Annotated in this window: 20 protein-coding genes; 5 read left to right on the forward strand and 15 right to left on the reverse strand. The window is 64.5% G+C overall.

Annotated features, from left to right (window positions below; all coding sequences use genetic code 11):
• Positions 1 to 28: 28 nt before the first annotated feature.
• From CLN94_RS08960 to CLN94_RS08990, 7 genes are all read right to left on the reverse strand, one after another.
• Complete coding sequence (locus CLN94_RS08960) at positions 29 to 859, reverse strand: ABC transporter ATP-binding protein (protein ID WP_096433359.1); 831 nt, start codon at positions 857 to 859, stop codon at positions 29 to 31.
• Positions 860 to 916: 57 nt separating this feature from the next.
• Positions 917 to 2,203 (reverse strand): ABC transporter substrate-binding protein, encoded by a 1,287-nt coding sequence (locus CLN94_RS08965; protein ID WP_096433361.1) that lies wholly within the window; start codon positions 2,201 to 2,203, stop codon positions 917 to 919.
• A 75-nt stretch (positions 2,204 to 2,278) separates the two neighbouring features.
• Positions 2,279 to 3,355 (reverse strand): branched-chain amino acid ABC transporter permease, encoded by a 1,077-nt coding sequence (locus CLN94_RS08970; protein WP_096433363.1) that lies wholly within the window; start codon positions 3,353 to 3,355, stop codon positions 2,279 to 2,281.
• A 46-nt stretch (positions 3,356 to 3,401) separates the two neighbouring features.
• On the reverse strand, positions 3,402 to 3,581 hold the full coding sequence (locus CLN94_RS08975) for a hypothetical protein (RefSeq protein ID WP_096433365.1): 180 nt from the start codon (positions 3,579 to 3,581) through the stop codon (positions 3,402 to 3,404).
• Positions 3,582 to 3,782: 201 nt separating this feature from the next.
• A complete protein-coding gene (locus CLN94_RS08980) occupies positions 3,783 to 4,769 on the reverse strand; it encodes a branched-chain amino acid ABC transporter permease (RefSeq protein ID WP_096433367.1) in 987 nt (328 codons plus the stop codon).
• Between the two features lie 59 nt (positions 4,770 to 4,828).
• A complete protein-coding gene (locus CLN94_RS08985) occupies positions 4,829 to 5,650 on the reverse strand; it encodes an ABC transporter ATP-binding protein (RefSeq protein ID WP_096433369.1) in 822 nt (273 codons plus the stop codon).
• Positions 5,647 to 7,812: an AMP-binding protein gene (locus CLN94_RS08990; RefSeq protein WP_245845161.1), complete on the reverse strand. Its 2,166-nt coding sequence runs from the start codon at positions 7,810 to 7,812 to the stop codon at positions 5,647 to 5,649. The genes CLN94_RS08985 and CLN94_RS08990 overlap by 4 nt, the downstream gene beginning before the upstream one ends.
• Positions 7,813 to 8,007: 195 nt before the next feature.
• Here CLN94_RS08990 and CLN94_RS08995 point away from each other — a divergent pair, with 195 nt between their 5' ends.
• Entirely contained in the window at positions 8,008 to 9,912 is a 1,905-nt protein-coding gene (locus CLN94_RS08995) for a hybrid sensor histidine kinase/response regulator (RefSeq protein ID WP_096433373.1), read from the forward strand.
• Complete coding sequence (locus CLN94_RS09000) at positions 9,909 to 10,622, forward strand: response regulator transcription factor (protein ID WP_096433375.1); 714 nt, start codon at positions 9,909 to 9,911, stop codon at positions 10,620 to 10,622. The genes CLN94_RS08995 and CLN94_RS09000 overlap by 4 nt, the downstream gene beginning before the upstream one ends.
• Positions 10,623 to 10,625: 3 nt before the next feature.
• Here the strand turns inward: CLN94_RS09000 and CLN94_RS09005 are convergent, their stop codons facing one another.
• The 3 genes from CLN94_RS09005 to CLN94_RS09015 all read right to left on the reverse strand — a co-directional run bounded on the left by CLN94_RS09005 (position 10,626) and on the right by CLN94_RS09015 (position 13,011).
• Positions 10,626 to 11,276, reverse strand: a complete 651-nt coding sequence (locus CLN94_RS09005) for an RluA family pseudouridine synthase (protein WP_096433377.1) — start codon at positions 11,274 to 11,276, stop codon at positions 10,626 to 10,628.
• A gap of 36 nt (positions 11,277 to 11,312) precedes the next feature.
• Positions 11,313 to 11,765 carry a GAF domain-containing protein gene (locus CLN94_RS09010; protein ID WP_096433379.1) on the reverse strand — a complete coding sequence of 151 codons (453 nt, stop codon included), beginning with the start codon at positions 11,763 to 11,765 and terminating at the stop codon, positions 11,313 to 11,315.
• A 67-nt stretch (positions 11,766 to 11,832) separates the two neighbouring features.
• On the reverse strand, positions 11,833 to 13,011 hold the full coding sequence (locus CLN94_RS09015) for a thiolase family protein (RefSeq protein WP_096433381.1): 1,179 nt from the start codon (positions 13,009 to 13,011) through the stop codon (positions 11,833 to 11,835).
• Positions 13,012 to 13,102: 91 nt separating this feature from the next.
• Here CLN94_RS09015 and CLN94_RS09020 point away from each other — a divergent pair, with 91 nt between their 5' ends.
• Positions 13,103 to 13,450 (forward strand): STAS domain-containing protein, encoded by a 348-nt coding sequence (locus CLN94_RS09020; RefSeq protein ID WP_096433383.1) that lies wholly within the window; start codon positions 13,103 to 13,105, stop codon positions 13,448 to 13,450.
• On the forward strand, positions 13,440 to 13,931 hold the full coding sequence (locus CLN94_RS09025; RefSeq protein ID WP_096433385.1) for an ATP-binding protein: 492 nt from the start codon (positions 13,440 to 13,442) through the stop codon (positions 13,929 to 13,931). Before CLN94_RS09020 ends, CLN94_RS09025 begins: the two co-directional genes overlap by 11 nt.
• 7 nt (positions 13,932 to 13,938) lie before the next feature.
• Here CLN94_RS09025 and hspQ read toward each other — a convergent pair whose 3' ends face one another.
• A complete protein-coding gene (gene hspQ / locus CLN94_RS09030) occupies positions 13,939 to 14,265 on the reverse strand; it encodes a heat shock protein HspQ (protein ID WP_096433387.1) in 327 nt (108 codons plus the stop codon).
• A 170-nt stretch (positions 14,266 to 14,435) separates the two neighbouring features.
• Between hspQ and CLN94_RS09035 the strand changes: the two genes are divergently transcribed.
• Positions 14,436 to 15,029: a transglycosylase SLT domain-containing protein gene (locus tag CLN94_RS09035; protein ID WP_096433389.1), complete on the forward strand. Its 594-nt coding sequence runs from the start codon at positions 14,436 to 14,438 to the stop codon at positions 15,027 to 15,029.
• A gap of 4 nt (positions 15,030 to 15,033) precedes the next feature.
• On the opposite strand, the gene CLN94_RS09040 is transcribed toward CLN94_RS09035, so the two are convergent.
• The 4 genes from CLN94_RS09040 to CLN94_RS09055 form a co-directional block, all read right to left on the reverse strand.
• Positions 15,034 to 15,633 (reverse strand): LolA family protein, encoded by a 600-nt coding sequence (locus CLN94_RS09040; protein WP_096433391.1) that lies wholly within the window; start codon positions 15,631 to 15,633, stop codon positions 15,034 to 15,036.
• Between the two features lie 83 nt (positions 15,634 to 15,716).
• Positions 15,717 to 18,770, reverse strand: a complete 3,054-nt coding sequence (locus tag CLN94_RS09045; RefSeq protein ID WP_096433393.1) for a DNA translocase FtsK — start codon at positions 18,768 to 18,770, stop codon at positions 15,717 to 15,719.
• A gap of 12 nt (positions 18,771 to 18,782) precedes the next feature.
• A complete protein-coding gene (locus CLN94_RS09050; protein ID WP_096433395.1) occupies positions 18,783 to 19,961 on the reverse strand; it encodes an aminotransferase class I/II-fold pyridoxal phosphate-dependent enzyme in 1,179 nt (392 codons plus the stop codon).
• A 121-nt stretch (positions 19,962 to 20,082) separates the two neighbouring features.
• The gene (locus CLN94_RS09055) at positions 20,083 to 21,402 is read right to left on the reverse strand and encodes an amidase (protein WP_096433397.1); all 1,320 of its coding nucleotides are present in this window, start codon (positions 21,400 to 21,402) and stop codon (positions 20,083 to 20,085) included.
• Positions 21,403 to 21,428: the final 26 nt, after the last annotated feature.

Genomic DNA, 21,428 nt, shown 5'->3' on the forward strand with positions numbered 1-21,428 from the left:
CAGCAATCGTTTCTTTTCAATAAGTTACTTACGCAAGCCAGCGCTTACGGCGACGGTAGCTGCGCACATCCCGGAAGCTCTTGCGGCCTTCGTCGGACATGCCCAGATAGAATTCCTTAACGTCAGGATTCTCGCGCAGCGCGGCGGCGGGCCCGTCCATCACGATCCGGCCGGATTCCATGATGTAGCCGTAATGCGCATAGCGCAGCGCGACGTTGGTGTTTTGCTCGGCGAGCAGGAAGGTCACGCCTTCGCCCTCGTTCACCGCTTTCACGATTTCGAAGATCTGCTCCACCAGCTGCGGCGCCAGACCCATCGAGGGTTCATCGAGCAGGATCGTTTCGGGGCGCGACATCAGTGCGCGGCCCATCGCGACCATCTGCTGCTCACCGCCCGAGGTGTAGCCCGCCTGCGATTTGCGGCGCTCTTTCAGACGCGGGAAATAGTTGTAGACCATCTCGAGGTCGCGCGCGATTTCGGCGCGGCCATCGGTGCGCGTGTAGGCACCGGTCAGCAGGTTGTCCTCGACGGTAAGGTGCTCGAAGCAGTGGCGCCCCTCCATCACCTGGATCACGCCCTTGCGGACCAGATCGGCGGGCGACATGTCCTGCACGCGCTCACCGCGATAGACGATATTGCCCTTGGTGACCTCGCCGCGTTCGGATTTCAGCAGGTTCGACACCGCCTTGAGCGTCGTCGTCTTGCCCGCACCGTTGCCGCCCAGAAGCGCGGTAATCCCACCCTTCGGCACCTGAAGGCTGACGCCTTTCAGCACGAGGATCACGTGGTTGTAGATCACCTCGATATTGTTGACCTCAAGCAGGGCTTCGGTCTGGTCTTGCGGGGTGGCATCAAGCATGGGTCACCTCTTGGCGTTGGGCCCGGCCCGAGGGCAGCCCCCGGGCCGGGAAACAGCTTAGTTGCAGCGTTCGGCGGTGTTGGTCTCGGCCGCGAAAGCCGCCGAGTCTTCAGCCACGAGCGCGTCGATCAGTTCGCCATCCGACTGGATCCAGTCCGAAGCAGCGTTCCACTTCTTGCCGGCCGCATCCCAGCTGAACAGCATGCCCGAGCCCGGGCCGCCGTGGTCGGCACAGGTCGCGGTGATCGGCTGCGCGAAGCCCGGCAGACCAAGCTCGGTCAGACGCTCTTCGGTCAGGTTCAGGTTCTCGAAGCCGTCACGCACTTGCTCCGGCGAAACCGCTGCGGCGCCGTGCATGGTCTGCGCGGTGCGGATCGCTTCCGAGATGATCATCGCCGCATACATGCCGCGCGAATAGAGCATGGTGCCGACCTGATCGCCCGCGCCCGCGCCCTTGCCCGCGTCGATGACGAATTTCTTCATGTCGTCATAGACCGGATAGTCCGCGCCGGTGCCGTGGAACGAAATCGTGGTGTAGCCGTTGGCCTTGTCGCCAGCCGGCGCCACGTCGTTTTCGGAGCCCGACCACCAGATGCCGACGAAGTTCTCCATCGGATACTTGATGTTCACGGCTTCCTGGATCGCGACCTGGTTCATCACGCCCCAGCCATACATGATGACATAGTCGGGCTTGTTGCGGCGGATCTGCAGCCACTGCGATTTCTGCTCCTGGCCGGGGTGATCGACCGGCAGCAGCTCGAGCTCATAGCCTTCTTTCTTGGCCAGTTCCTCGAGGGTGCGGATCGGCTCCTTGCCATAGGCGGAGTTGTGGTAGACCAGCGCGATCTTCTTGCCCGAGAGCGAGCCACCCGCCTTTTCGGCGAGGTATTTCACGATGATCGAGGCGCCGTCCCAGTAGTTCGCCGGGTAGTTGAACACCCATTCGAACACCTTGCCGTTGGCGGCCGAGGTGCGGCCGTAGCCCGGGGTGTACAGCACGTGATGGTCGGCGGTGACCTTCGGGATCAGCTGATAGGTGATGCCCGTCGAGAGCGGGTTGTAGACCAGAGCGCCGTCCGATTTGGTGGCCTCGTAGCACTCCACACCCTTCTCGGTGTTGTAGGCGGTCTCGCATTCCGGAACGACGACCTTCTCGCCGCCGATGCCGCCGTCACGCTCGTTGAGCAGCGTCATGTAGTCGGCAAAGCCATCCGCATAGGGGATGCCGTTCGCGGCATAGGGCCCGGTGCGGTAGCTCAGGTTCGGGACGACCAGTTCGGCCATCGCCGGGGCGGCGGTCGCGGTGATCGCGGCGGCCACGAGTGCAGCAAAGGTTTTCTTCATAGGGTTCTCCTCCCAGGAACGATTGGTGGTGTCGGCCGGATTTTTCCGGTCTTGGATATTGGGCGGCCTGCCCGCTTAGTGCGGGAAGGGCCAGAGCCGAAGTTTTTCTTTCGCGACGCGCCACAGTTGCGCGAGGCCATGCGGTTCCGCGATCAGGAAGATCACGATCAGCGCGCCCACGATCATCAGTTCGATATGGGCGGCAAGGTCAGTGGGCCAGCCGAGCGTGCCGACCAGCACGTTCTTCAGGAGCACCGGCAGGAGCACCAGGAAGGCCGCACCGGCGAAGCTACCGAAGATCGAGCCCAGACCGCCGATGATCACCATGAACAGGATCAGGAACGATTTCTGGATGCCGAAGGCCTCGCCCACCTCCGCCGCGCCGAGATAGACCGCGAAGAACAGCGCGCCCGCGATGCCCACGAAGAAGGAGCTGACCGCGAAGGCCGAAATCTTGGTGGTCAGCGGGTTCACCCCGATGATCTCGGCGGCGATGTCCATGTCGCGAATGGCCATCCATTTGCGCCCGATGGTGCCGCGCGTCAGGTTGCGGGCGATCAGCGCGACGATGGTCAGCATCACAAGGCAGAACAGGTATTTCGCCGTGGCCGAGGTCTGGGCGCCAGTGACGAAGACGCCAAAGACCGTCCGGTCGGGCGCGTTGATCTGCCCCGAGGCCGAGTAGTTGTAGAACCACGGCACCTTGTTGAACAGCCAGACCAGGAAGAACTGCGCCGCCAGCGTCGCCACCGCGAGGTAGAAACCCTTGATACGCAGCGACGGCAGGCCGAACAGAACCCCCACGACGGCGGTGATGCCACCGGCCAGCAACACATGGATGAAGACCGAGACTTCGGGGAAGGCGGTCATCAGCTTGTAGACGGCATAGGCGCCCACAGCCATGAAGCCGCCGGTCCCGAGGCTCACCTGCCCGGCATAGCCGACCAGCACGTTCAGCCCGATGGCCGCGATCGAATAGATCAGGAAGGGCACCAGAACGGCGCTGGCCCAGTAGTCATTCACGAAGAACGGAATGACCCCGTAGGCGATCGCCAGAACCGCGTAGAAGCGCAGACGGTCGAACTTGATCGGAAACGTCTGGCTGTCCAGGCGATAGGACGTTTTGAAATCACCAGCCTCGCGGTAGAACATCAGTTCCTCCCCCCTTTATCGGTGCGGGGGAAGGAGCGTTCCCCCGTCAGCAGCCGCGCCGGATCCTGAGCCAGGACCAGAGCCCCGCCCCGGCGCCCATCGCCGCCAGCAACATGTTGAACGTCTGAAGCGAGCCCGGCTCGCTTGCCGGCGCCGCAAGGGCGATCCAGCCGAAGGCGAGCGCCGCCCCCCATCCGATGGTAAAGACCATTGCGCAGGTTTTCATGACCGAAGGGCCTCCCGTTCCCTTGTGCGGCCAGTGCGGGCCGCTGCGGTTCCTTGGCGTCGCGACCCGGGCCTCCCAACCCGATCATGGCCGCAACCGCGTCAGAATGTCGCAGCGCCTCTGCGCAATCAAGAGAAATGTTAGCGCCCATCAGAGCCTCGCGCGGTGCGATATTGTGCAGCGTCTGTTGCATGCCCATCCTCACACCCGCTCGATGATCTTTTCGCCGAACAGGCCTTGCGGACGGAACACGAGGAACACCAGCGCCAGCACATAGGCGAACCAGTTTTCCGTTGCGCCCCCGATCAGTGGCCCGGCGAAGAACTCAAAGAGTTTCTCGCCCACACCGATGATCAGACCGCCGACGATGGCACCCGGGATCGAGGTAAAGCCCCCCAGCATCAGCACCGGCAGCGCCTTGAGCGCGATCAGCGAGAGCGAGAACTGAACCCCCGACTTGGAGCCCCACATGATGCCGGCAACCAGCGCCACGAAGCCCGCGATCGACCAGACCAGAACCCAGATGAAGCGCAGCGAGATCCCGACCGACAGAGCGGCCTGGTGGTCGTCGGCCACGGCGCGCAGCGCGCGGCCCTGCTTGGAGTACTGGCTGAACAGCGTCAGCGCCGTCACCAGCATCACCGCCACCACGGTGGCCACGATATCGAGGTTGTCGACGAAGAAACCATAGCCCAGAGCCTTGTCCGTGACCGACTCAAGGGTCTCGTTGATGCCCTGCGGCAGGCCAACATCGAGCGTCTTGATATCGGCGCCCCACATCACATCCCCGAAGCCTTCGAGGAAATAGGCCATGCCGATCGTCGCCATGAACAGGATGATCGGCTCCTGGTTCACGAGATGCTTGAGCACCAGTTTCTCGATGATGATCGCAAGACCGACCATGACCAGAGCGGTCAGCAGGATCGCCAGCAGCGCGGGCACCTTCCAGCCGAATTCGGTGACATGCAGCCCCGTAACGGCGTTGATCAGATGCGCGAAGGGCACCTGGCCTTCCTGAATGCCGACCAGCGTCAGCGCCGCGAACAGCGCAAGCACACCCTGCGAGTAGTTGAAGATGCCCGAGGCCTTGAAGATCAGCACGAAGCCCAGAGCCACCAGCGAATACATCACCCCGGCCATCAGGCCGTTCGCGGTGACTTCCAACGCGAAGAGAAGTTGATCAGGCATGGCGGGCCTCCTTCTGGAACGGGCTCGTCGGTTTCAGGCAAGTCAGTTGGGATGCGAACTTAGTCATGGGCGACCCCCAGATAGGCGTCGATCACATCCTGGTTGTTGCGCACCTCGTCGGGCGGGCCGTCACCGATCTTGCGACCGTAGTCCATCACCACGACGCGGTCGGACAGATCCATCACCACGCCCATATCGTGTTCGATCAGCACGGTGGTGGTGCCGAACTCGTCGTTCACATCAAGGATGAAGCGGCACATGTCCTCTTTTTCCTCGACGTTCATCCCGGCCATCGGCTCGTCGAGCAGCAGGATGCTCGGCTCCGCCGCCAGCGCGCGGGCCAACTCGACCCGCTTTTTCAGGCCGTAGGGCAGGCGCCCCACCGGCGTCTTGCGGATGTTCTGGATTTCCAGGAAGTCGATGATCTTCTCGACCTTGGCGCGATGCTCGTCCTCTTCCTTCGCAGCGCCGGTGAACCACCAGCCCGCCTGCGCGAAGAGGCCTTTTTTCATCTTGGTCAGGCGGCCCGTCATGATGTTGTCGAGCACCGACATCCCGTCAAACAGCGCGATGTTCTGGAAGGTGCGGGCGATGCCCATCTGCGCGACCTTGTAGGGGCGCATCTGCGGGCGCCGCGCGCCGCGATACCAGACTTCGCCCTCGGTCGGGATGTAGAAGCCCGAGATCACGTTCAGCATCGAGGATTTCCCCGCGCCGTTCGGGCCGATGATCGCGCGGATCTCGCCTTCGCGGATGTCGAAGGAGATATCGCTGATCGCGGTCACGCCCCCGAATTTGAGCGTGATGTTCTTCAGCTCCATCACGACCCCGCCGATCTTGCGGCCGTCGGCGGTCATATAGCCATCGGTCATGTCGTTCATTCCGCGGCCTCCGGGGTCTTGGTGGTTTCACCGAACACGCGGGCATCGGCGATGCTCAGCGTGGCCTTGATCGAGCCTTTGCGACCGTCTTCGTAGGTCACTTCGGTCTCGGTGTAGATGCTGTCGCGCCCGTCATAGAGCGCCTCGATCAGATCGGCGAATTTCTCGGCGACGATATTGCGGCGCACCTTGCGGGTGCGGGTCATCTCGCCGTCGTCGGCATCCAGTTCCTTGTGCAGGATCAGGAAGCGGTGGATCTGGCAGCCCGACAGCATCGGGTCCTGCGCGACGCTCTCGTTCACCTCTTCGACATGCTTGCGGATCATGTCGTAGACGCGCGGATGGCCGGCAAGCTCCTGATAGGAGGCATAGGCGATGTTGTTGCGTTCCGCCCAGTTGCCGACCGCGTTCAGGTCGATGTTGATGAACGCGGTGCAACGGTCTTTGTTCGCGCCAAAGACAACAGCCTCGAGGATGTTGGGGTAGAACTTGAGTTTGTTTTCCACGTATTTGGGAGCGAACAGCCGCCCGTCAGCCAGCTTGCCCACGTCCTTGGCGCGATCGATGATGCGCAGGTGCCCCGAGCCTTCCTCGAAGAAGCCTGCGTCCCCGGTCGCCACCCAGCCCTCGGGGTCCTTGGTCGAGGCGGTGCTGTCGGGGTTGTTGTAATATTCGACGAAGGTGCCGGGGCTGCGGTAATAGACCTCGCCATTATCGCCGATCTTCAACTCGACGCCCGGGCTCGGCACGCCGACCGTGTCGGAGCGCACTTCGCCATCGGGCTGCTGGGTGATGAACACGCTCGCCTCGGTCTGGCCGTAGAGCTGTTTCAGGTTGATCCCCAGCGAACGATAGAAGTCGAAGATCTCGGGGCCGATCGCCTCGCCGGCGGTATAGGCCACGCGGATGCGGCTCAGCCCGAGCGTGTTCTTGAGCGGCCCGTAGACCAGAACTTCACCGGTGCGATAGGTGAAATAGTCACGCAGCGGCTGCGGATAGATATTGAGCAGCGGGCCGCGCGCCTTGAAGTGCTCGCGCGTGTGGATCGGGTGGCGCAGCTTGACCAGCGCCAGACGGATCGCGTTCTCGACCAGCGTCTCGATCGCGAAGCCGATGCCCATCATGAAGCGATAGGCCCAGCGGACACGGCGGCGCAGCGTCGGCTTGGAGCGCTTGGTGCGCAGCTTCGGCATGCCATAGGTCTCGCCCTTGGTCTTGGCGAAATCCATGAAATACTTGAACAGCCCGTGCTTGAGGTCGCCCGCGTCTTCCATGCGGATCATCACCTGCGTGAGCTGGCCTTCGAAAACCCGCGGCGGCGCGAAGAAATAGGTCGGGCCGATTTCGCGCAGGTCGGTCATCATCGTGGCAGCCGATTCCGGGCAGTTCACGGTAAAGCCCGACCACATCGCCTGGCCGACCGAGAAGATGAAGTCGCCAACCCAGGCCATCGGCAGATAGGCGAGAACTTCTTCGCCCTGCGCGAGATGGTCGAACTCGGCCGAGTTCTTGGCGGTCTCGATGATGTTGCGGTTCGACAGAACCACACCCTTGGGCTTGCCGGTGGTGCCCGAGGTATACAGCATCACGCAGGTCGAGTCGTAATCGAGCTCGGCGATGCGCGCCTCGATCTCGGCCTCGAAGCGGTAGTGGCCCGCGCGGCCCTCGGCCTGGATGTCTTCGAGCGCGTTCATGCGGGAATGGTCGTATTTCCGCATGCCGCGACGGTCGGTATACAGCACGTGCTGGATCGACTGGATGCGGTCCTCGATCTCGACGACCTTGTCGACCTGCTCTTGATCGCCGCAGACGACAAAGCGCGCGCCGCAATGCTCAAGCACATAGGCCATCTCTTCGGCCACGGCGTCCTGATAAAGCGGCACCGGGACCGCGCCGCACATCTGTGCGGCAACCATGGCCCAGTAATGCCGCGGACGGTTCCGGCCGATGATCGCGATATGATCGCCACGCTCGACGCCGACCGACAGGAAGCCCATCGCCATGGCGCGAATCTCTTCATTCGCCTCGGCCCAGGTCCAGCTCTGCCAGATCCCGAATTCTTTTTCCCGATACGCCGGAAGGCCTCCGAAACGCTGAACGTTCCGGGCCAGAAGCGCGGGAATCGACTGCAGGTCTTTGCCTGCCGCGATTGCGTCTGCCAATGTTTCCTCCCTCGCGCCTTTTTGCGGCGCCAACCGCCTTGGGGCGATTCCTCTGTCGCCCATTGCGTCACGGGAGCAAGGTCGACGTCAAACATTTCCTGATTTTTTCGAGAATGTTACGAATTCTAACAGTGCGATTATACCCTTTGCCCGGCCCTGCCGGGGTGCTAGCGATAGGCCGGGAGGCACGGAAAAATGGGCAGCGAAGAGACACGCGAAAGGCTGACGCAGGCCGGGCTGAACCTGATCCAGCAGGCGATTTCGATCTTCGACAGCGACCTGCGGCTGGCCGTCTCCAACCGCCAGTATCAGGTGATGTTCGATCTGCCCGAAGCGCTGACGCGGACCGGTACGTCCTTCGAAGAGACGGTCCGATTTCTTGTCCAGCGCGGTGAATACGGCCCCGTCGCCGATATCGAGAAGGCGGTGCACGACCGCGTGAATCAGGCCCGTGCCTTTCAGGCCCATTACATGGAGCGCACGCGCACCAACGGCCGCACCATCGCGGTCGAGGGCGCGCCCCTGCCGCAGGGCGGCTGGGTCACCGTTTATACCGACATCACCGGCACCAAGCGGCAGGAGGCTCTGCTGCGCGCCCGCTCCGAGGAACTCTCGAGCCAGGTTCTGGATCATGCCGAGGCACTGGCGAGCGCGAACCGCGCGCTGGCTGCAACCAATGCCGCACTCGAAGAGGCCAAGGCCGAGCTGACCGCGATCGAGGCGCGCACCCGTCTCGTGACCGAAATGATGCCCGCCCATATCGCCCATATCGACCGCAACTTCATCTATACGTTCTCAAACCGGCGGCTGTCGTCGATCATGCCGGGTTCGGCCTCGGATGCGGTAGGCCAGCACGGCATCACGGCGCTCGGCGCCAATACTTTTGCCAAGATCGAGCCCGGGTTTTCCAAAGCGCTCGCGGGCGAAGCAAGTGTGCTTGAAATCACGCATGAGCCCTCGGGGCGGCGCATCCGCATCGCGCTCACGCCCGAGCGCATGCCTGACGGCCGGGTGACGGGCGTGTTCATCCTGTCCACCGACGTGACGCATGAAACCCAGGCCCGCGCGGCTCTGGCGCAGGCCTCACGGCGCGAACTGGCCGCAAAGTTAAGCTCCGGGCTCGCGCATGATTTCGCCAACCTCCTGACGATCATCATGGGAGTGCAGGGCCGGATCGAGCGGATGGAGAGCCTGCCCGACGAGGTGCGCGAGGCGACCCGCTCGACGCTGGCGGCGGCGCGGCGTGGGGGCATGCTGCTCGATCGTCTGGCCGCGATTTCCGGCAAGCGCGAGTTGCGCCCACAGGCGGTGGAAATCACGCCGCTGCTCGAGGATCTCGCCTCGATGGCACGTCCGACGCTGGGCGATGCGGTGGCGCTGGACATGCGGCTCGCGGGGCTTGAGGCGCCGATGCTGATCGATCCGGGCCCGCTGCAGGATTCGGTCTTGAACCTTCTTTTGAACGCGCGCGACGCGATGGCGCCCAAAGGCGGGCGGATCGTGCTGGAAGCGCATCCGGTTCAGGACACATGGCTTGAAATCGCGGTGAGCGACGAGGGCCCCGGCTTTTCCAACGAGGCGCTTGAACATGCGCTCGATCCGTTCTTCACCACCAAGGGCGGCGAGGGCTCGGGGCTCGGGCTCTCGATGGTCTATGACCAGACCAAGCTCGCCGGCGGCACGATGCGGCTGGAAAACACCGACACCGGCGCGCGGGTGGTGCTGCGTCTGCCGTTGCGGCTGGCGAAAGGCGCGCGCCCGATGATGGTGCTCCTGGTCGAGGATAATGACGAGATCCGCGCCAATGTGCGCGACATGCTGACCGACCTTGGCCATTCCGTGATCGAGACGGCGACGCTGGCCGAGGCGCGCGTTCTGGCGCAGCTGACCGACATCGGGATGGTGCTCTCGGATATTCAGCTGGCCGGCGAAGGCACCGGCGTCGAGCTCGCGCAAGAATTGGCAGGCCGCCTGCCGACCCTGTTGATGACATCGCTGCCGCCCGGCGACAGGTTGCGCGCCTCCGCGCCCTGCCCGGTGCTGCAAAAACCCTTCACGAAGGGCGAGCTTGCCGCCCTCTTGTCCGGACTTCAGCCATGACCCACTCGACCCCGCCCCATGTCGCCATCCTCGATGACGAGCCCGAAATCCGCCGGATGCTGGCCGATGCGCTCGAAGAGGCAGGCTTCCGCACCACCTGCTATGGCCGCGCGACCGAGTTCGAGGCCGGGCTGAAGCGCACCGCGCCCGATGTCTGCCTGGTCGATCTGGGCCTGCCGGACCGTGACGGGCTGGCGGTGGTGCATCGGCTGGCACTAGAATCAGGGGCGGCGATCATCATCATCTCGGGGCGCGCGCAGGTGCAGGACCGGGTGACCGGGCTTGAGCTCGGCGCCGACGATTACATCATCAAGCCCTTCGATCCCGCCGAGGTCGTGGCCCGTATTCGGGCCCGGCTGCGTAAAGGGCGCGTGGAAACCGGCGCCAGTTCGCAGGTCGCGCATTTCGCGGGCTGGCGGGCGCATTTCGATCGCTACGTGCTGGTCGACGAGACCGGCACCGAGACGCCCTTCAGCCATGCCGAAGGCGAGGTGCTGCGGCTGTTCCTCGATAGCCCGAACCGGCTGATCACCCGCGCGCAGATGCAAGAGGCGCTGGGCGGCGCGGCGGGAGAGAGCTTTGACCGGGCGATGGATGTGCGGATCTCGCGGCTGCGCACGAAACTCGGCGAAGACCCCAAGAACCCCCGCCTGATCAAGACGATCTATGGCGCGGGTTATATTTTCCTGGGCGAGGTGCGCTGGGCCTGAGGTCTAGAACGGGCAGGGCGCGGAGAAGCTCAGGTGCCGCCCGCCGTCGGGATGGCGAAAGCGCAGGCTCTCGGCATGGAGCATCAGGCGCGGATAGTCGCGCCGCGCCCCCTCGGCATAGAGCGGATCGCCAAGGATCGGGTGCCCAAGCTCCATCATATGCACCCGCAGCTGATGCGAGCGCCCGGTGACCGGCATCAGCCGCACACGGGTGTTGCCGTCTTCATGGCGCATCACGCGCCAGTCGGTTTGCGCGGGGCGGCCCTGTTCGTGGTTCACATGCTGGCGCGGGCGGTTCGGCCAATCGACACAAAGCGGCAGGTCGACGCGCCCTTCTTTCTGCGCAAGCACCCCCGCCAAAAGCGCCTGATAGACCTTTTTCGTCTGCCGGTTCTCGAATTGCAGGCCAAGGTGGCGCTGCGCATGGGGCGTGAGCGCGAAGACCATCACCCCCGAGGTATCGGTATCGAGCCGATGCACCAGGAGCACCTCGGGGTGAACCGCGCGCAGCCGCGCGATCAGGCAATCGGCCTTGTCCGGCCCCTTGCCCGGCACCGACAACAGCCCCGCCTGTTTGTCGACCACGAGAATCTCGTGATCGGCATGCAGGATCCGCGGCGGATCGGAAGGCGGGGTATAGACGTAATCGCTCATGGCGCCGAGATGGCCCGCGCGGGCGCGCCGGTCAAGTCAGAGATCGGCGAAAACCGCTGCGAGGATCGTTTCAAGCCGCGTCGCATCCTCGGCGGTGAAGGCGTCGGGTTGGTTACTGTCGATATCGAGCACCCCGATCAGCCCGCGCCGCGCAAAGACCGGGATCACCAGTTCGGAACGCGTGCTGGAGGAACAGGCGATATGGTCGGAGAAGGCCTCGACATCGGGGACAAGCTGGGTGCGGCCTTCGCGCGCGGCGGCGCCGCAGACCCCGCGTGAGAACGGGATCACGAGGCAGCCGTGCCCGCCCTGATAGGGGCCGATCTTGAGCACGCCGGGGCTTGTCACGCGGTAGAAGCCCGTCCAGTCGAAGCGGTCATCGGCGTGATGGATTTCACAGGCGAGCGTCGCCATCAGCGCGACCTCGTCGGTCTCGCCGTGGGTGAGCGCCGCGATAGTGGCGGCGAGCGTGTCGTAATTCACAGGCATGCGCAGGTCCTTGGCCGAGGACGGGGGCGCCGCCCCCGACCCCGGGATATTTAGAGCAAAATGAAGATCAGGGGAGCTCGATCGCGATGGCCGTGCCCTCGCCGCCGCCGATGCAGATCGCCGCGACCCCGCGCTTGAGCCCGCGCGCTTCGAGCGCGTGCAGGAGCGTGACAAGGATGCGCGCGCCCGAGGCGCCGATCGGGTGACCCAGCGCGCAGGCGCCACCGTTCACGTTCACCTTGTCATGCGGGATGCCGAGCTTCTTCATGAAGGCCATGGGCACGACGGCGAAGGCTTCGTTGACCTCCCACAGATCGACATCCTCGACGGACCAGCCCAGCCGCGCGAGCAGCTTTTCGGCTGCCGGAACCGGCGCGGTGGGAAAGTCGGCGGGCGCCTGTGCGTGGCTGGCGTGGCCAAGGATGCGGGCGCGGATCGGCAGGCCCTCGTCCGTGGCGACCTCTTCGGCGGCCACCACGAGCGCTGCCGCGCCATCCGAGATCGAGGACGAGTTCGCCGCCGTCACCGTGCCGCCCTTGCGGAAGGCGGGTTTGAGCTGCGGGATCTTGTCGGGGCGGGCGTTGCCGGGTTGCTCGTCTTCGGTGACCTCGACCTCGCCCTTGCGGGTGGCGACGGCAACCGGGGTGATCTCGGTGGCGAACCCGCCTGATTTCTGCGCTTCAAGCGCACGCGACAGAGAGGCCAGCGCATAGGCATCCTGCTCTTCACGGGTGAAGCCGAAGGCCTCGGCGCAATCCTCGGCAAAGGTGCCCATCAGGCGGCCCTTGTCATAGGCGTCCTCGAGCCCGTCGAGGAACATGTGATCGACGACCTGCGCATGGCCAAGCCGCGCCCCGCCACGCATCTTCGGCAGGAGGTAAGGCGCGTTGGTCATGCTCTCCATGCCGCCTGCGACCATCACTCCGGTCGAGCCGGTGGCGATCTGATCATAGGCCATCATCACGGCTTTCATCCCCGAGCCGCACATCTTGTTCAGCGTCGTCGCCGGCACGGACTGTCCCAGCCCGCCCGCGAATCCCGCCTGGCGCGCGGGGGCCTGCCCCTGGCCCGCAGGCAGCACGCAGCCCATCAGGTTTTCTTCGATCCGCTCGGGTGCCACGCCGCCCCAGGCCAAGGCCGCGCGGATCGCGGCTCCGCCCAGATCGGCCGCGGTGACCGTGTTGAACACGCCCTGCATCCCCCCCATCGGCGTGCGCGCCGCCGACACGATGACAACATTTCTCATGGTTTCCTCCCTCATAAACACGATCGCTGGATACCGATTGGTAAGCTTTGCCCCGTAGCCTGCGGTCAAACGACCTTCGCAGGAGCGAGCCATGAACCTTTCCGCAGAAACCCGGTCCGGGGTGCTGATCGTCCATGTCGAAGAAGAGCGACTCGATGCGGCGATTGCAATTCGTTTCAAGGATCAGATCCGGGAACTGACAAGTTCCGCTACGTCACGCGTGGTTCTCGACCTGTCGCAGGTGACCTTTCTCGACAGCTCGGGGCTGGGCGCTCTGGTCGCGATCATGAAGGCACTGGCGCCACTGCGGCAGCTGGAATTGGCGGGGCTGACACCGAATGTGGAAAAGGTATTTCGCCTGACCCGGATGGATTCGGTATTCCCTATTCACGGTGACCTGTCGCAGTTGGCATCCGGAGACATTCGCCATGCGGGCTGAGCGCGCGCAGGCCGGGTCAGCTTCGCCAGATGCGGCAGAGGGCCGTATCTTTCACACGAGCTTTCCAGCCAGGCCGCAGGCCGTGCGCGAGGCGCTTCGGGCGGCGGTTGCGCGCTTTGCGCGGCTGATGAGTGCGGACGAGGCTGGCACGTTCGAACTGATCCTGGCCGAGATCCTCAACAATGTGGTGGAGCACAGCTATCAGGATGCCGACGAGGGCACGGTGACCCTGTCGATCGTGCAGGATCGGCGCGGGCTCAGTTGCTCGATCAGCGATGACGGCGTGCCGCTTCCGGAAGATTGCCTGCGCCGGGTTCTGCCGGACGATCCGGGCAGACCGCAACCGGGAAACCTGCCTGAAGGCGGGTTTGGTTGGTTCCTGATTCATGATCTGGCGGAAGAGCTTGGCTATCAGCGCGATGCGAATCGGAACTTGCTGGCGTTTCGCCTGCCGCTTTGCCCCCAAAAGGAGAACGCGTGACGAGATCTTAGTTCAGCTGAAACTGCAGCGGGTAGCGACCGTCTTCGAAATCCCCGAACAGGTCATGCAGATCGGGATGCTCGACCGGTTCGCCCGAATAATCCGCCATCAGGTTCTGCTCGGAGACATAGGCCACGTAGTAGCTGTTATCGTTCTCCGCCAGCAGGTGGTAGAAGGGCTGATCCTTGGAAGGGCGGCTGTCTTCGGGGATGGCTTCGTACCATTCCTGCGTGTTGGAAAACATGGCATCCACATCGAAAACCACGCCACGGAAGGGATGCTTCCGGTGGCGGACAACTTGTCCAATGTGATATTTCGCGTTTGCGGAGTGCATGCGGCCTCCTTCCTCTTTTATTTCTAACCCCTTAGGTGGCGCGCTGTCCATATTTTGCCACAATTGGCCAGGAAACAGTCTGTGAACCATGGCCCAACAGTCTCGCCATCCGGGCATTGTGATTTCCCTTCCGGGCAATTTCGCGTAAGATGCCTGCAAACAAAGCTTGAATGAGCAGAGCAGTGAAATCGACAGTCTTTAAATTGGCCCTCGTGCTGGTTCTTGCCGCATGCGGTGGAGGTGGAGGCAAAGCGCCCCGCAACCTCGACAATGCCTGCGCCCTCGCCCGCGAAAAGCCCGCCTATTTCAGCGCCATGAAGCGCACGGAGCGCAAATGGGGCATTCCCGTGCATGTGCAGATGGCGACAATCCATCAGGAATCGCGCTTTATCAGCAATGCCAAGACCCCGCATCGCTTCGCCCTGGGCGTGATCCCGCTGGGGCGGCAATCCTCGGCCTACGGCTATTCGCAGGCGCTTGACGCCACCTGGGACGAATACCGCCGCGAGACGCGCAACTACGGCGCCAAGCGAAACCGCTTCAACGATGCTGCGGATTTCATGGGCTGGTACATGGACGGCTCGACCGAGAAGCTGGGCATTTCCAAAGGCGATGCACGCAGCCAATACCTTGCCTATCACGAGGGGCGCAGCGGGTTCGCGCGCGGATCGCACCAGTCGAAAGGCTGGCTGATGGCGGTTGCGGATCGCGTGGCGGCCCGCGCCGAGACCTATCGCCAGCAACTGGCAGGCTGCCGGCGCTGATCCGTCATTCGCGGGCGATGATCTCGTTCTGGATCGAGAACATCGCCGAGCCCAGCTCGACGCCCTCGCGCAGATCGCCAAGGATCACGGTGGTCTTTGACCCGCCCTCGTCCGAAATCACCCACTGGCGCAGCTGCGTCGGTGCGGCGGTGAAGACCAGTTGAATATTGCCGTATTCCGGGTGCTCCGGGTCCTGCGCGGTGACAATGGTCTTGGCCCCATCCTCACGGTGATCTGTCACCATCCGCGCGCGTTCCAGATCGACCTTGTCGGCAAGGATCAGGCTCAGCGGCGTTTTCGACAGCGGGTATTGCTCGGGCCCGGTGTTCGATTTCGGATCGAAAATCGCGACCTGCCCGCCCCCGGCCATCACCAGCGTCTTGTCAGGCGGGGCGTATTCGAACCGCACCCGCCCCGGGCGCTTGATGAACAGCGTCCCCGTCGAGATCGTCCCGTCGGCATTCACCTGCGTGAAGTCCGCCTCGGCGGTCTGCATCGCGTTCAGGTAGCGCGAGATCTCTTTCAGCGGCACCGCATCGGCGAAAGCCGGGGCCGCCAAGATGAGCGCCAGAGCCGGCGCAAGGGCGAAGCGAAGTGTTTTCATGGCGCCAATCTACGCGCTTTGCGGGCAGAAAAAAGCCCTGCGCGATCACATCGGCAGGGCTTTCATTCACGCTTTCGCGGGGGTCATTGCTCGGGCACGAGGATCTCGCGCTTGCCGACGTGGTTGGCCGAGGACACGACACCTTCGTCCTCCATCTGCTCGACCAGACGCGCGGCTTTGTTATAGCCGATGCCCAGTTTGCGCTGGATATAGGAGGTCGAGCATTTGCGGTCCTTGACCACGATCGCGACCGCCTGATCGTAAAGCGCATCCTCGCCATTGGTGTTGCCGCCCGTGTTCAGGCCCAGCACCGCGTCGATATCGGCTTCCTTGTCTTCGTCCGGCCCCTCGACCACGCCCGACATATATTCGGGTGGCCCGAAGCTCTTGAGATGGGTGACGATTTCCTCGACCTCTTCATCCGAGACGAAGGGGCCGTGGCAGCGTGTGATCTTGCCGCCACCCGCCATGTAAAGCATGTCGCCCATGCCCAGAAGCTGCTCGGCGCCCATCTCGCCCAGGATCGTGCGGCTGTCGATTTTCGACGTCACCTGGAACGAAATCCGGGTCGGGAAGTTCGCCTTGATCGTGCCGGTGATGACATCGACCGAGGGGCGCTGCGTGGCCATGATCAGGTGGATGCCCGAGGCGCGCGCCATCTGCGCAAGACGCTGGATGCAGGCCTCGATCTCCTTGCCGGCGACCATCATCAGGTCGGCCATCTCGTCGACGATGACGACGATATAGGGGAAGGGCTGCGGCTGGAATTCCTCGGTCTCAAAGATCGGCTCGCCGGTCTCCTCGTCGAAACCGGTCTGCACGGTGCGCTTGAACATCTCGCCCTTGGCGAGGCTTTCCTTCACGCGGCCGTTGTAGCCCTCAATGTTGCGCACGCCCATCTTGGACATCTTGCGATAGCGCTCTTCCATCTCGGCCACGACCCATTTCAGGGCAACGACCGCCTTTTTCGGGTCGGTCACGACCGGGCTGAGCAGGTGCGGGATGCCGTCGTAAACCGACAGTTCCAACATCTTGGGGTCGATCATGATCAAGCGGCATTCCTCGGGCGAGAGCTTGTAGAGCAGCGACAGGATCATCGTGTTGATCGCCACCGACTTGCCCGAACCCGTGGTGCCCGCGATCAAGAGGTGGGGCATCTTGGCGAGGTTCGCCACCATCGGCTCGCCGCCGATGTCCTTGCCCAGCGCCAGCGGCAGGCGCATGCCGCTATCGCCGAAGTCGCGCGCCGAGAGGATCTCGCGCAGGACAACCTTTTCGCGATGCGCATTGGGCAGCTCGATCCCGATCACCGAGCGGCCCGGCACCGTCGAGACACGCGCCGAAAGCGCCGACATCGAGCGCGCGATGTCATCGGCAAGGCCGATCACGCGGCTCGCCTTGAGCCCCGGCGCGGGTTCGAGTTCATACATCGTGACGACCGGGCCCGGACGGACCGAGACGATCTCGCCCTTGACGCCGTAATCATCAAGCACGTTTTCCAGCATCCGCGCGTTTTCCTCCAGCGCCTCGTCGGACAGCTGGTGACGCTCGATCGAGACCGGGTTGGTCAGGAGCGACAGCGGCGGCGGTTCATAGGCCGGGTGCGGCTTGGGCTCGAAGGCAAGACGCGGCTGCGCCTCTTCCATCGCGCGTTTCGAGGGCGCGACCGGCTTTTTCTGCGGCATCACCACACGGCCCGCAGCGGGCTTCTGGATCACTTGCCGGTTCAGCTCGACGCGCGGCGGCGCGGCCGGGATTTCGTAATCCTCGGGCGCGTATTCGTCATAGGCCTCGTCGAAATCATCCGCCTCCTCGGCGAAGACGTTGAACTCCTCGCCCTCCATCGAGAGATCGACCTCGAAAGGCTCGAACTCGGGCGCGGCCTGCCACATCGACGGCTCCTCTGCCAGAAGCGGCGCAGGTGCAGGTGCGGGCGTAGGCGCAAACGCCGCGGCGTGATGATGCGCCGCCTGCAACGGGGGTTCGGCGCGGAACATCGGCGGCGCCATCGGCGCGGGGGCCGGTTTCGGACCGCGCGCAAGGCGCTTTGCAACGGCGGCCAGCACCGAGGGCAAGGCATCGCTTTCGGGCGCGGCGGGCTGCGCGGGGGCCGGATGCGCGGCCACCATCTGCGGTTCTACGCGCGGTTGCTGGCGGCTTTGCACCGCCTGATGGATGCGCGCGCGGATGCGCTCTTCCGAGGGCGCATGGGTATCGGCCATCCAGGCGGGGGTTTCGGCCTCGATCAGCTCGGGCTCGATCGGTGCGAATTCTTCTTCGGCCTGCGCCGGGCGGATGATGCGCGCCAGCATCGAGGGGCGCTCTGCCTGCAGCATCGGCTCGGCCGAAGCATGAGGCCAGGCGCTACGCTGCGCGGCCTCTTGCTGCGCCTGCCAAACCGCCCATTCCTCGGCCTGCGCGGCCTTTTCAGCGCGGCGCTGGCGCTGATGCTCGGCGGCACTGCGCGCGGCGCGCACCGAAGCGGACGCGCTCTTGCCCAGCACTGTCATCAGGCTGGCATAGGCGGCGACCGTGCCCAGCATCAGGAACCGCGCGATCGCGCGCAGCTCGGTCCGGTCGAACCCAAGCGCAAAGATGCTTGCGGCAAGGGTCAGAAGCGCAAAAACGATGGTCAGCAGCTTCAGCCCGAGGCTGCCCGAGACCGGCGAAATCCCAAGGATCGAGCCCGCGATCATATCGCCGAAATGGCCGCCCAGCCCATAGGCCTGCCCCCAATCCTCGCCCGGCACCAGAAGCGCGGCGTAAACGGCGGCGACGACAACGGCGATCGGCAGGAAGGTCGCGCGGCCCATCGCACGCTCTTCGCCCCGATGCAGCATGAAGCGCAGACCCCAGCCGATCAGCCCGACCGGCAGCAGCCACGCACCCTGCCCCACAATCACGATCAGCGGCGAGGCGATGCCCGCCCCGATCCGGCCCAGCCAGTTCGCGACGGGTTCCTCCGAGGCGGCCATCCAGCTCGGATCCTCGGGCGTGTAGCTGGCCAGCATCATCGCCGCCAGCACACCGATCACCACAAGGACCGCGCCCATCAGCTCGCGGCCGCGCCGTTCCAGCGCCGCCTGCGTGTTCTGGTCGAGAAGCGGGTCACGCTGCCTTACCTGATAGGATGCCATCTCTCACTGCCCTCACACATAGATGCAGTCGCGAAGCGTAATCAGCCCGCGCTGCGTTTCTTCTTTTGGGGCGACCAGGGCCACCCGAATATACCCCTTGCCGGGGTTTTCACCGTTCACGTCCCGCGCGAGATAGGCGCCGGGCAGGACCCGCACGCCGGTTTCGCGCCAAAGCTTCAACGCCGCCGCCTCGCCATCATCGACCGGCAGCCACAGGAAGAACCCACCCTCGGGCAGGCCAAAGCCCTGAAGGCCCGAAAATACCTCGGCGGCGATTTCGTATTTCTCGGCATAAAGCGCACGGTTCGCCTCGACATGGGCCTCGTCGGCCCAGACCCGCGCCGAAACCGCCTGAAGCGGCAGCGGCAGGGGTGCACCGGCATAGGCGCGCAGCTGGCGGATCTGGCGGACATTCTCCGGCCCCGACGCCACGAAGCCCGAGCGCAGCCCCGGCAGGTTCGAGCGTTTCGAGAGCGAATGGAACACCGCGACCCGCTCGGGATCATGACCCTCGGCAGCGGCAACCTCGAGCGCGCCGGGCGGCGGCTCCGTGCGCCAGATCTCGGAATAGCATTCGTCGGCAAAGACGATGAAATCGTGCTTTTCGGCCAGCGCCAGCAACTCGGCCAGATAATCGCGCGGTGCAACCGCGCCCTGCGGATTGGACGGCGAGCAGAGATAGGCGATCGTCACGCGATCGAGCACCTCGGGCGGCAGGCTCGCGTAATCGGGCAGGAAATTCGTCTCGGCGCGCGCAGGCACAAAGATGGGCTCGGCGCCCACGGTCGCGGCGGCCACGGCATAGACCTGATAGAACGGGTTCGGGATCAGGATCGCCGGGCGCTTGCCGTTCTTGGTTTCGGGGCAAAGCGCGATCGCGGCATTGAACAGCCCCTCACGCGTGCCGTTCAGCGCCATGATCCGGTCAGGCCCGACTTCGACGCCATAGCGCCGCCCGATCCAGCCCGAAATCGCGCCCAGCAACGCCGCAGAGCCCTCATTCGTGGGATATTTGCCGAAATCCACAAGGTTTTCCGCCAGCACCTGCCCGACGAAATCGGGCATGGCATGGCGCGGCTCGCCGATGGTCATGGCGATGGGTTCGCCGCCGGGAGCATGCGAATCCAACAGCGTCCGCAGACGCGGGAATGCGTATTCGGGCAGGTTCGAAAACCGCTCGGGATAAACCATCGGTGCCTCATATGCCGGGGTCATTTCGCCCCGTTGTTTTGCATAACGTTACCGAAGCGCTCCGGTTTCGTCCAGAAAAAGCGATGAATCCCGGGGCCTTGCCGCGCCGAATTGTTGCATTTCAGCCAAGAGCGGCCTCGGCGGCGACGCCAAGGCGCAGCAACCGGTCCTCGGCCATGGGTGCGGCCATCAGGCTGATCCCGGTCATCGGAACGCCGGTCGGCAGGGTCAGCGCGCAAAGCCCGAGCACGTTCGCGATCCGCGTGTTACGCAGCGCCAGCAGGTTCTCGGTCTCGAAATAATGCCGATCGGTCAGGAGCCGCGTCGCATCGGGCGGCAGGATCGGCGCGGTCGGAACCAGCACCGCATCGAAGCCCGCCGTCGCCTCCAGCCAGGCCGCGCGGAACCGCGCGAGATCGTCCCAGGCCTTGACGTAATCGGCCGCAAGAACCTGCGCGCCGCCACGGAACCGTTCAAGGATCAGCGGATACATTTTCTCGGGCGCCGCCTCGATCACGTCCTTCCAGAGCCCATAGGCCTCGGGCGCGAACAACACGCCTGAGAGCGCCAGCGCGGGCGTCACCATGGCCAGCGCGCGCCGCTCGATCCGGGCGCCGGCGGCCTCCAGCAACTTCACGGCGGCCTCGAAGCCAGCGACAGGCTCGGCGCGGGCGCCCTCGAAGGGCAGGCCTTCCAGCACCAGAAGCCGCACGCCCGCAAGGGTCGCATCGCGCAGATCTGGGCAGCGGCGGCCCTCCATCGCAGCCAGCAGATGGGCGCAATCCTCGACGTTGCGCGCAAGCGGCCCCACCGTGTCGAAACGCTTGCACAGCGGCACGACGCCGCGCAGCGATAGCCGCCCATGCGTCGTCTTCAGCCCGACAAGATCGTTCCAGGCGGAGGGGATGCGCACTGATCCACCCGTGTCCGAGCCGATCGCCGCCGCCGCGAGCCCCTTGGCCACCGACAAGGCCGCGCCCGAAGACGAGCCGCCGGGCGCAAGGCGCGGATCATGCGCATTGGGCGGCGTCGCAGTCGAGGGGTTCACACCCAGCCCGGAAAAGGCCAGCTCGGTCATATGGGTCTTGCCAAGACAGATCGTGCCGGCAAGCGCGGCGGCCTCGAGCACCTCGGCATCGCGGCCGGGTACCCGGCCTTCAAGCAGGCGCGATCCGGATTCGGTCGCGACGCCCGCCGTATCGAACAGGTCCTTCCACGACAGCGCAACGCCATCCAGCGGCCCGCGGCGCACACCCTGGCGCGCCCGCGTCCGCGCGGCCTCGGCCTCGGCCCGCGCGCGTTCGGGCGTGAGCCGCGCATAGATCCGCGCGCCTTCGGCGTCGGCGGCCTCCAGATAGGCCTCAGTCAGCTCGACCGGGTCAAGCTGCCCCGCCGCAATCAACCGCCCCTGTTCCGCCGCTCCGAGCTTGCACGCGTCCATCGCACCCTCCGTTTTCTCCAGAGCTA

This window comes from Pseudothioclava arenosa (assembly GCF_002358085.1).
Lineage (GTDB): Bacteria > Pseudomonadota > Alphaproteobacteria > Rhodobacterales > Rhodobacteraceae > Pseudothioclava > Pseudothioclava arenosa.

What these genes read in the sequence shown, in the direction of transcription:
- hspQ (WP_096433387.1), bottom strand. Translation starts at nt 14,265, where the DNA reads ATGCACTCCGCAAACGCGAAATATCACATTGGACAAGTTGTCCGCCAC.
- CLN94_RS09050 (WP_096433395.1), bottom strand. Translation starts at nt 19,961, where the DNA reads ATGGTTTATCCCGAGCGGTTTTCGAACCTGCCCGAATACGCATTCCCG.
- CLN94_RS09015 (WP_096433381.1), bottom strand. Translation starts at nt 13,011, where the DNA reads ATGAGAAATGTTGTCATCGTGTCGGCGGCGCGCACGCCGATGGGGGGG.
- CLN94_RS08965 (WP_096433361.1), bottom strand. Translation starts at nt 2,203, where the DNA reads ATGAAGAAAACCTTTGCTGCACTCGTGGCCGCCGCGATCACCGCGACC.
- CLN94_RS08960 (WP_096433359.1), bottom strand. Translation starts at nt 859, where the DNA reads ATGCTTGATGCCACCCCGCAAGACCAGACCGAAGCCCTGCTTGAGGTC.
- CLN94_RS08985 (WP_096433369.1), bottom strand. Translation starts at nt 5,650, where the DNA reads ATGAACGACATGACCGATGGCTATATGACCGCCGACGGCCGCAAGATC.
- CLN94_RS09035 (WP_096433389.1), top strand. Translation starts at nt 14,436, where the DNA reads ATGAGCAGAGCAGTGAAATCGACAGTCTTTAAATTGGCCCTCGTGCTG.
- CLN94_RS08970 (WP_096433363.1), bottom strand. Translation starts at nt 3,355, where the DNA reads ATGTTCTACCGCGAGGCTGGTGATTTCAAAACGTCCTATCGCCTGGAC.
- CLN94_RS09045 (WP_096433393.1), bottom strand. Translation starts at nt 18,770, where the DNA reads ATGGCATCCTATCAGGTAAGGCAGCGTGACCCGCTTCTCGACCAGAAC.
- CLN94_RS09055 (WP_096433397.1), bottom strand. Translation starts at nt 21,402, where the DNA reads ATGGACGCGTGCAAGCTCGGAGCGGCGGAACAGGGGCGGTTGATTGCG.
- CLN94_RS08995 (WP_096433373.1), top strand. Translation starts at nt 8,008, where the DNA reads ATGGGCAGCGAAGAGACACGCGAAAGGCTGACGCAGGCCGGGCTGAAC.
- CLN94_RS09020 (WP_096433383.1), top strand. Translation starts at nt 13,103, where the DNA reads ATGAACCTTTCCGCAGAAACCCGGTCCGGGGTGCTGATCGTCCATGTC.
- CLN94_RS08980 (WP_096433367.1), bottom strand. Translation starts at nt 4,769, where the DNA reads ATGCCTGATCAACTTCTCTTCGCGTTGGAAGTCACCGCGAACGGCCTG.
- CLN94_RS09040 (WP_096433391.1), bottom strand. Translation starts at nt 15,633, where the DNA reads ATGAAAACACTTCGCTTCGCCCTTGCGCCGGCTCTGGCGCTCATCTTG.
- CLN94_RS09000 (WP_096433375.1), top strand. Translation starts at nt 9,909, where the DNA reads ATGACCCACTCGACCCCGCCCCATGTCGCCATCCTCGATGACGAGCCC.
- CLN94_RS08975 (WP_096433365.1), bottom strand. Translation starts at nt 3,581, where the DNA reads ATGAAAACCTGCGCAATGGTCTTTACCATCGGATGGGGGGCGGCGCTC.
- CLN94_RS09010 (WP_096433379.1), bottom strand. Translation starts at nt 11,765, where the DNA reads ATGCCTGTGAATTACGACACGCTCGCCGCCACTATCGCGGCGCTCACC.
- CLN94_RS09005 (WP_096433377.1), bottom strand. Translation starts at nt 11,276, where the DNA reads ATGAGCGATTACGTCTATACCCCGCCTTCCGATCCGCCGCGGATCCTG.
- CLN94_RS09025 (WP_096433385.1), top strand. Translation starts at nt 13,440, where the DNA reads ATGCGGGCTGAGCGCGCGCAGGCCGGGTCAGCTTCGCCAGATGCGGCA.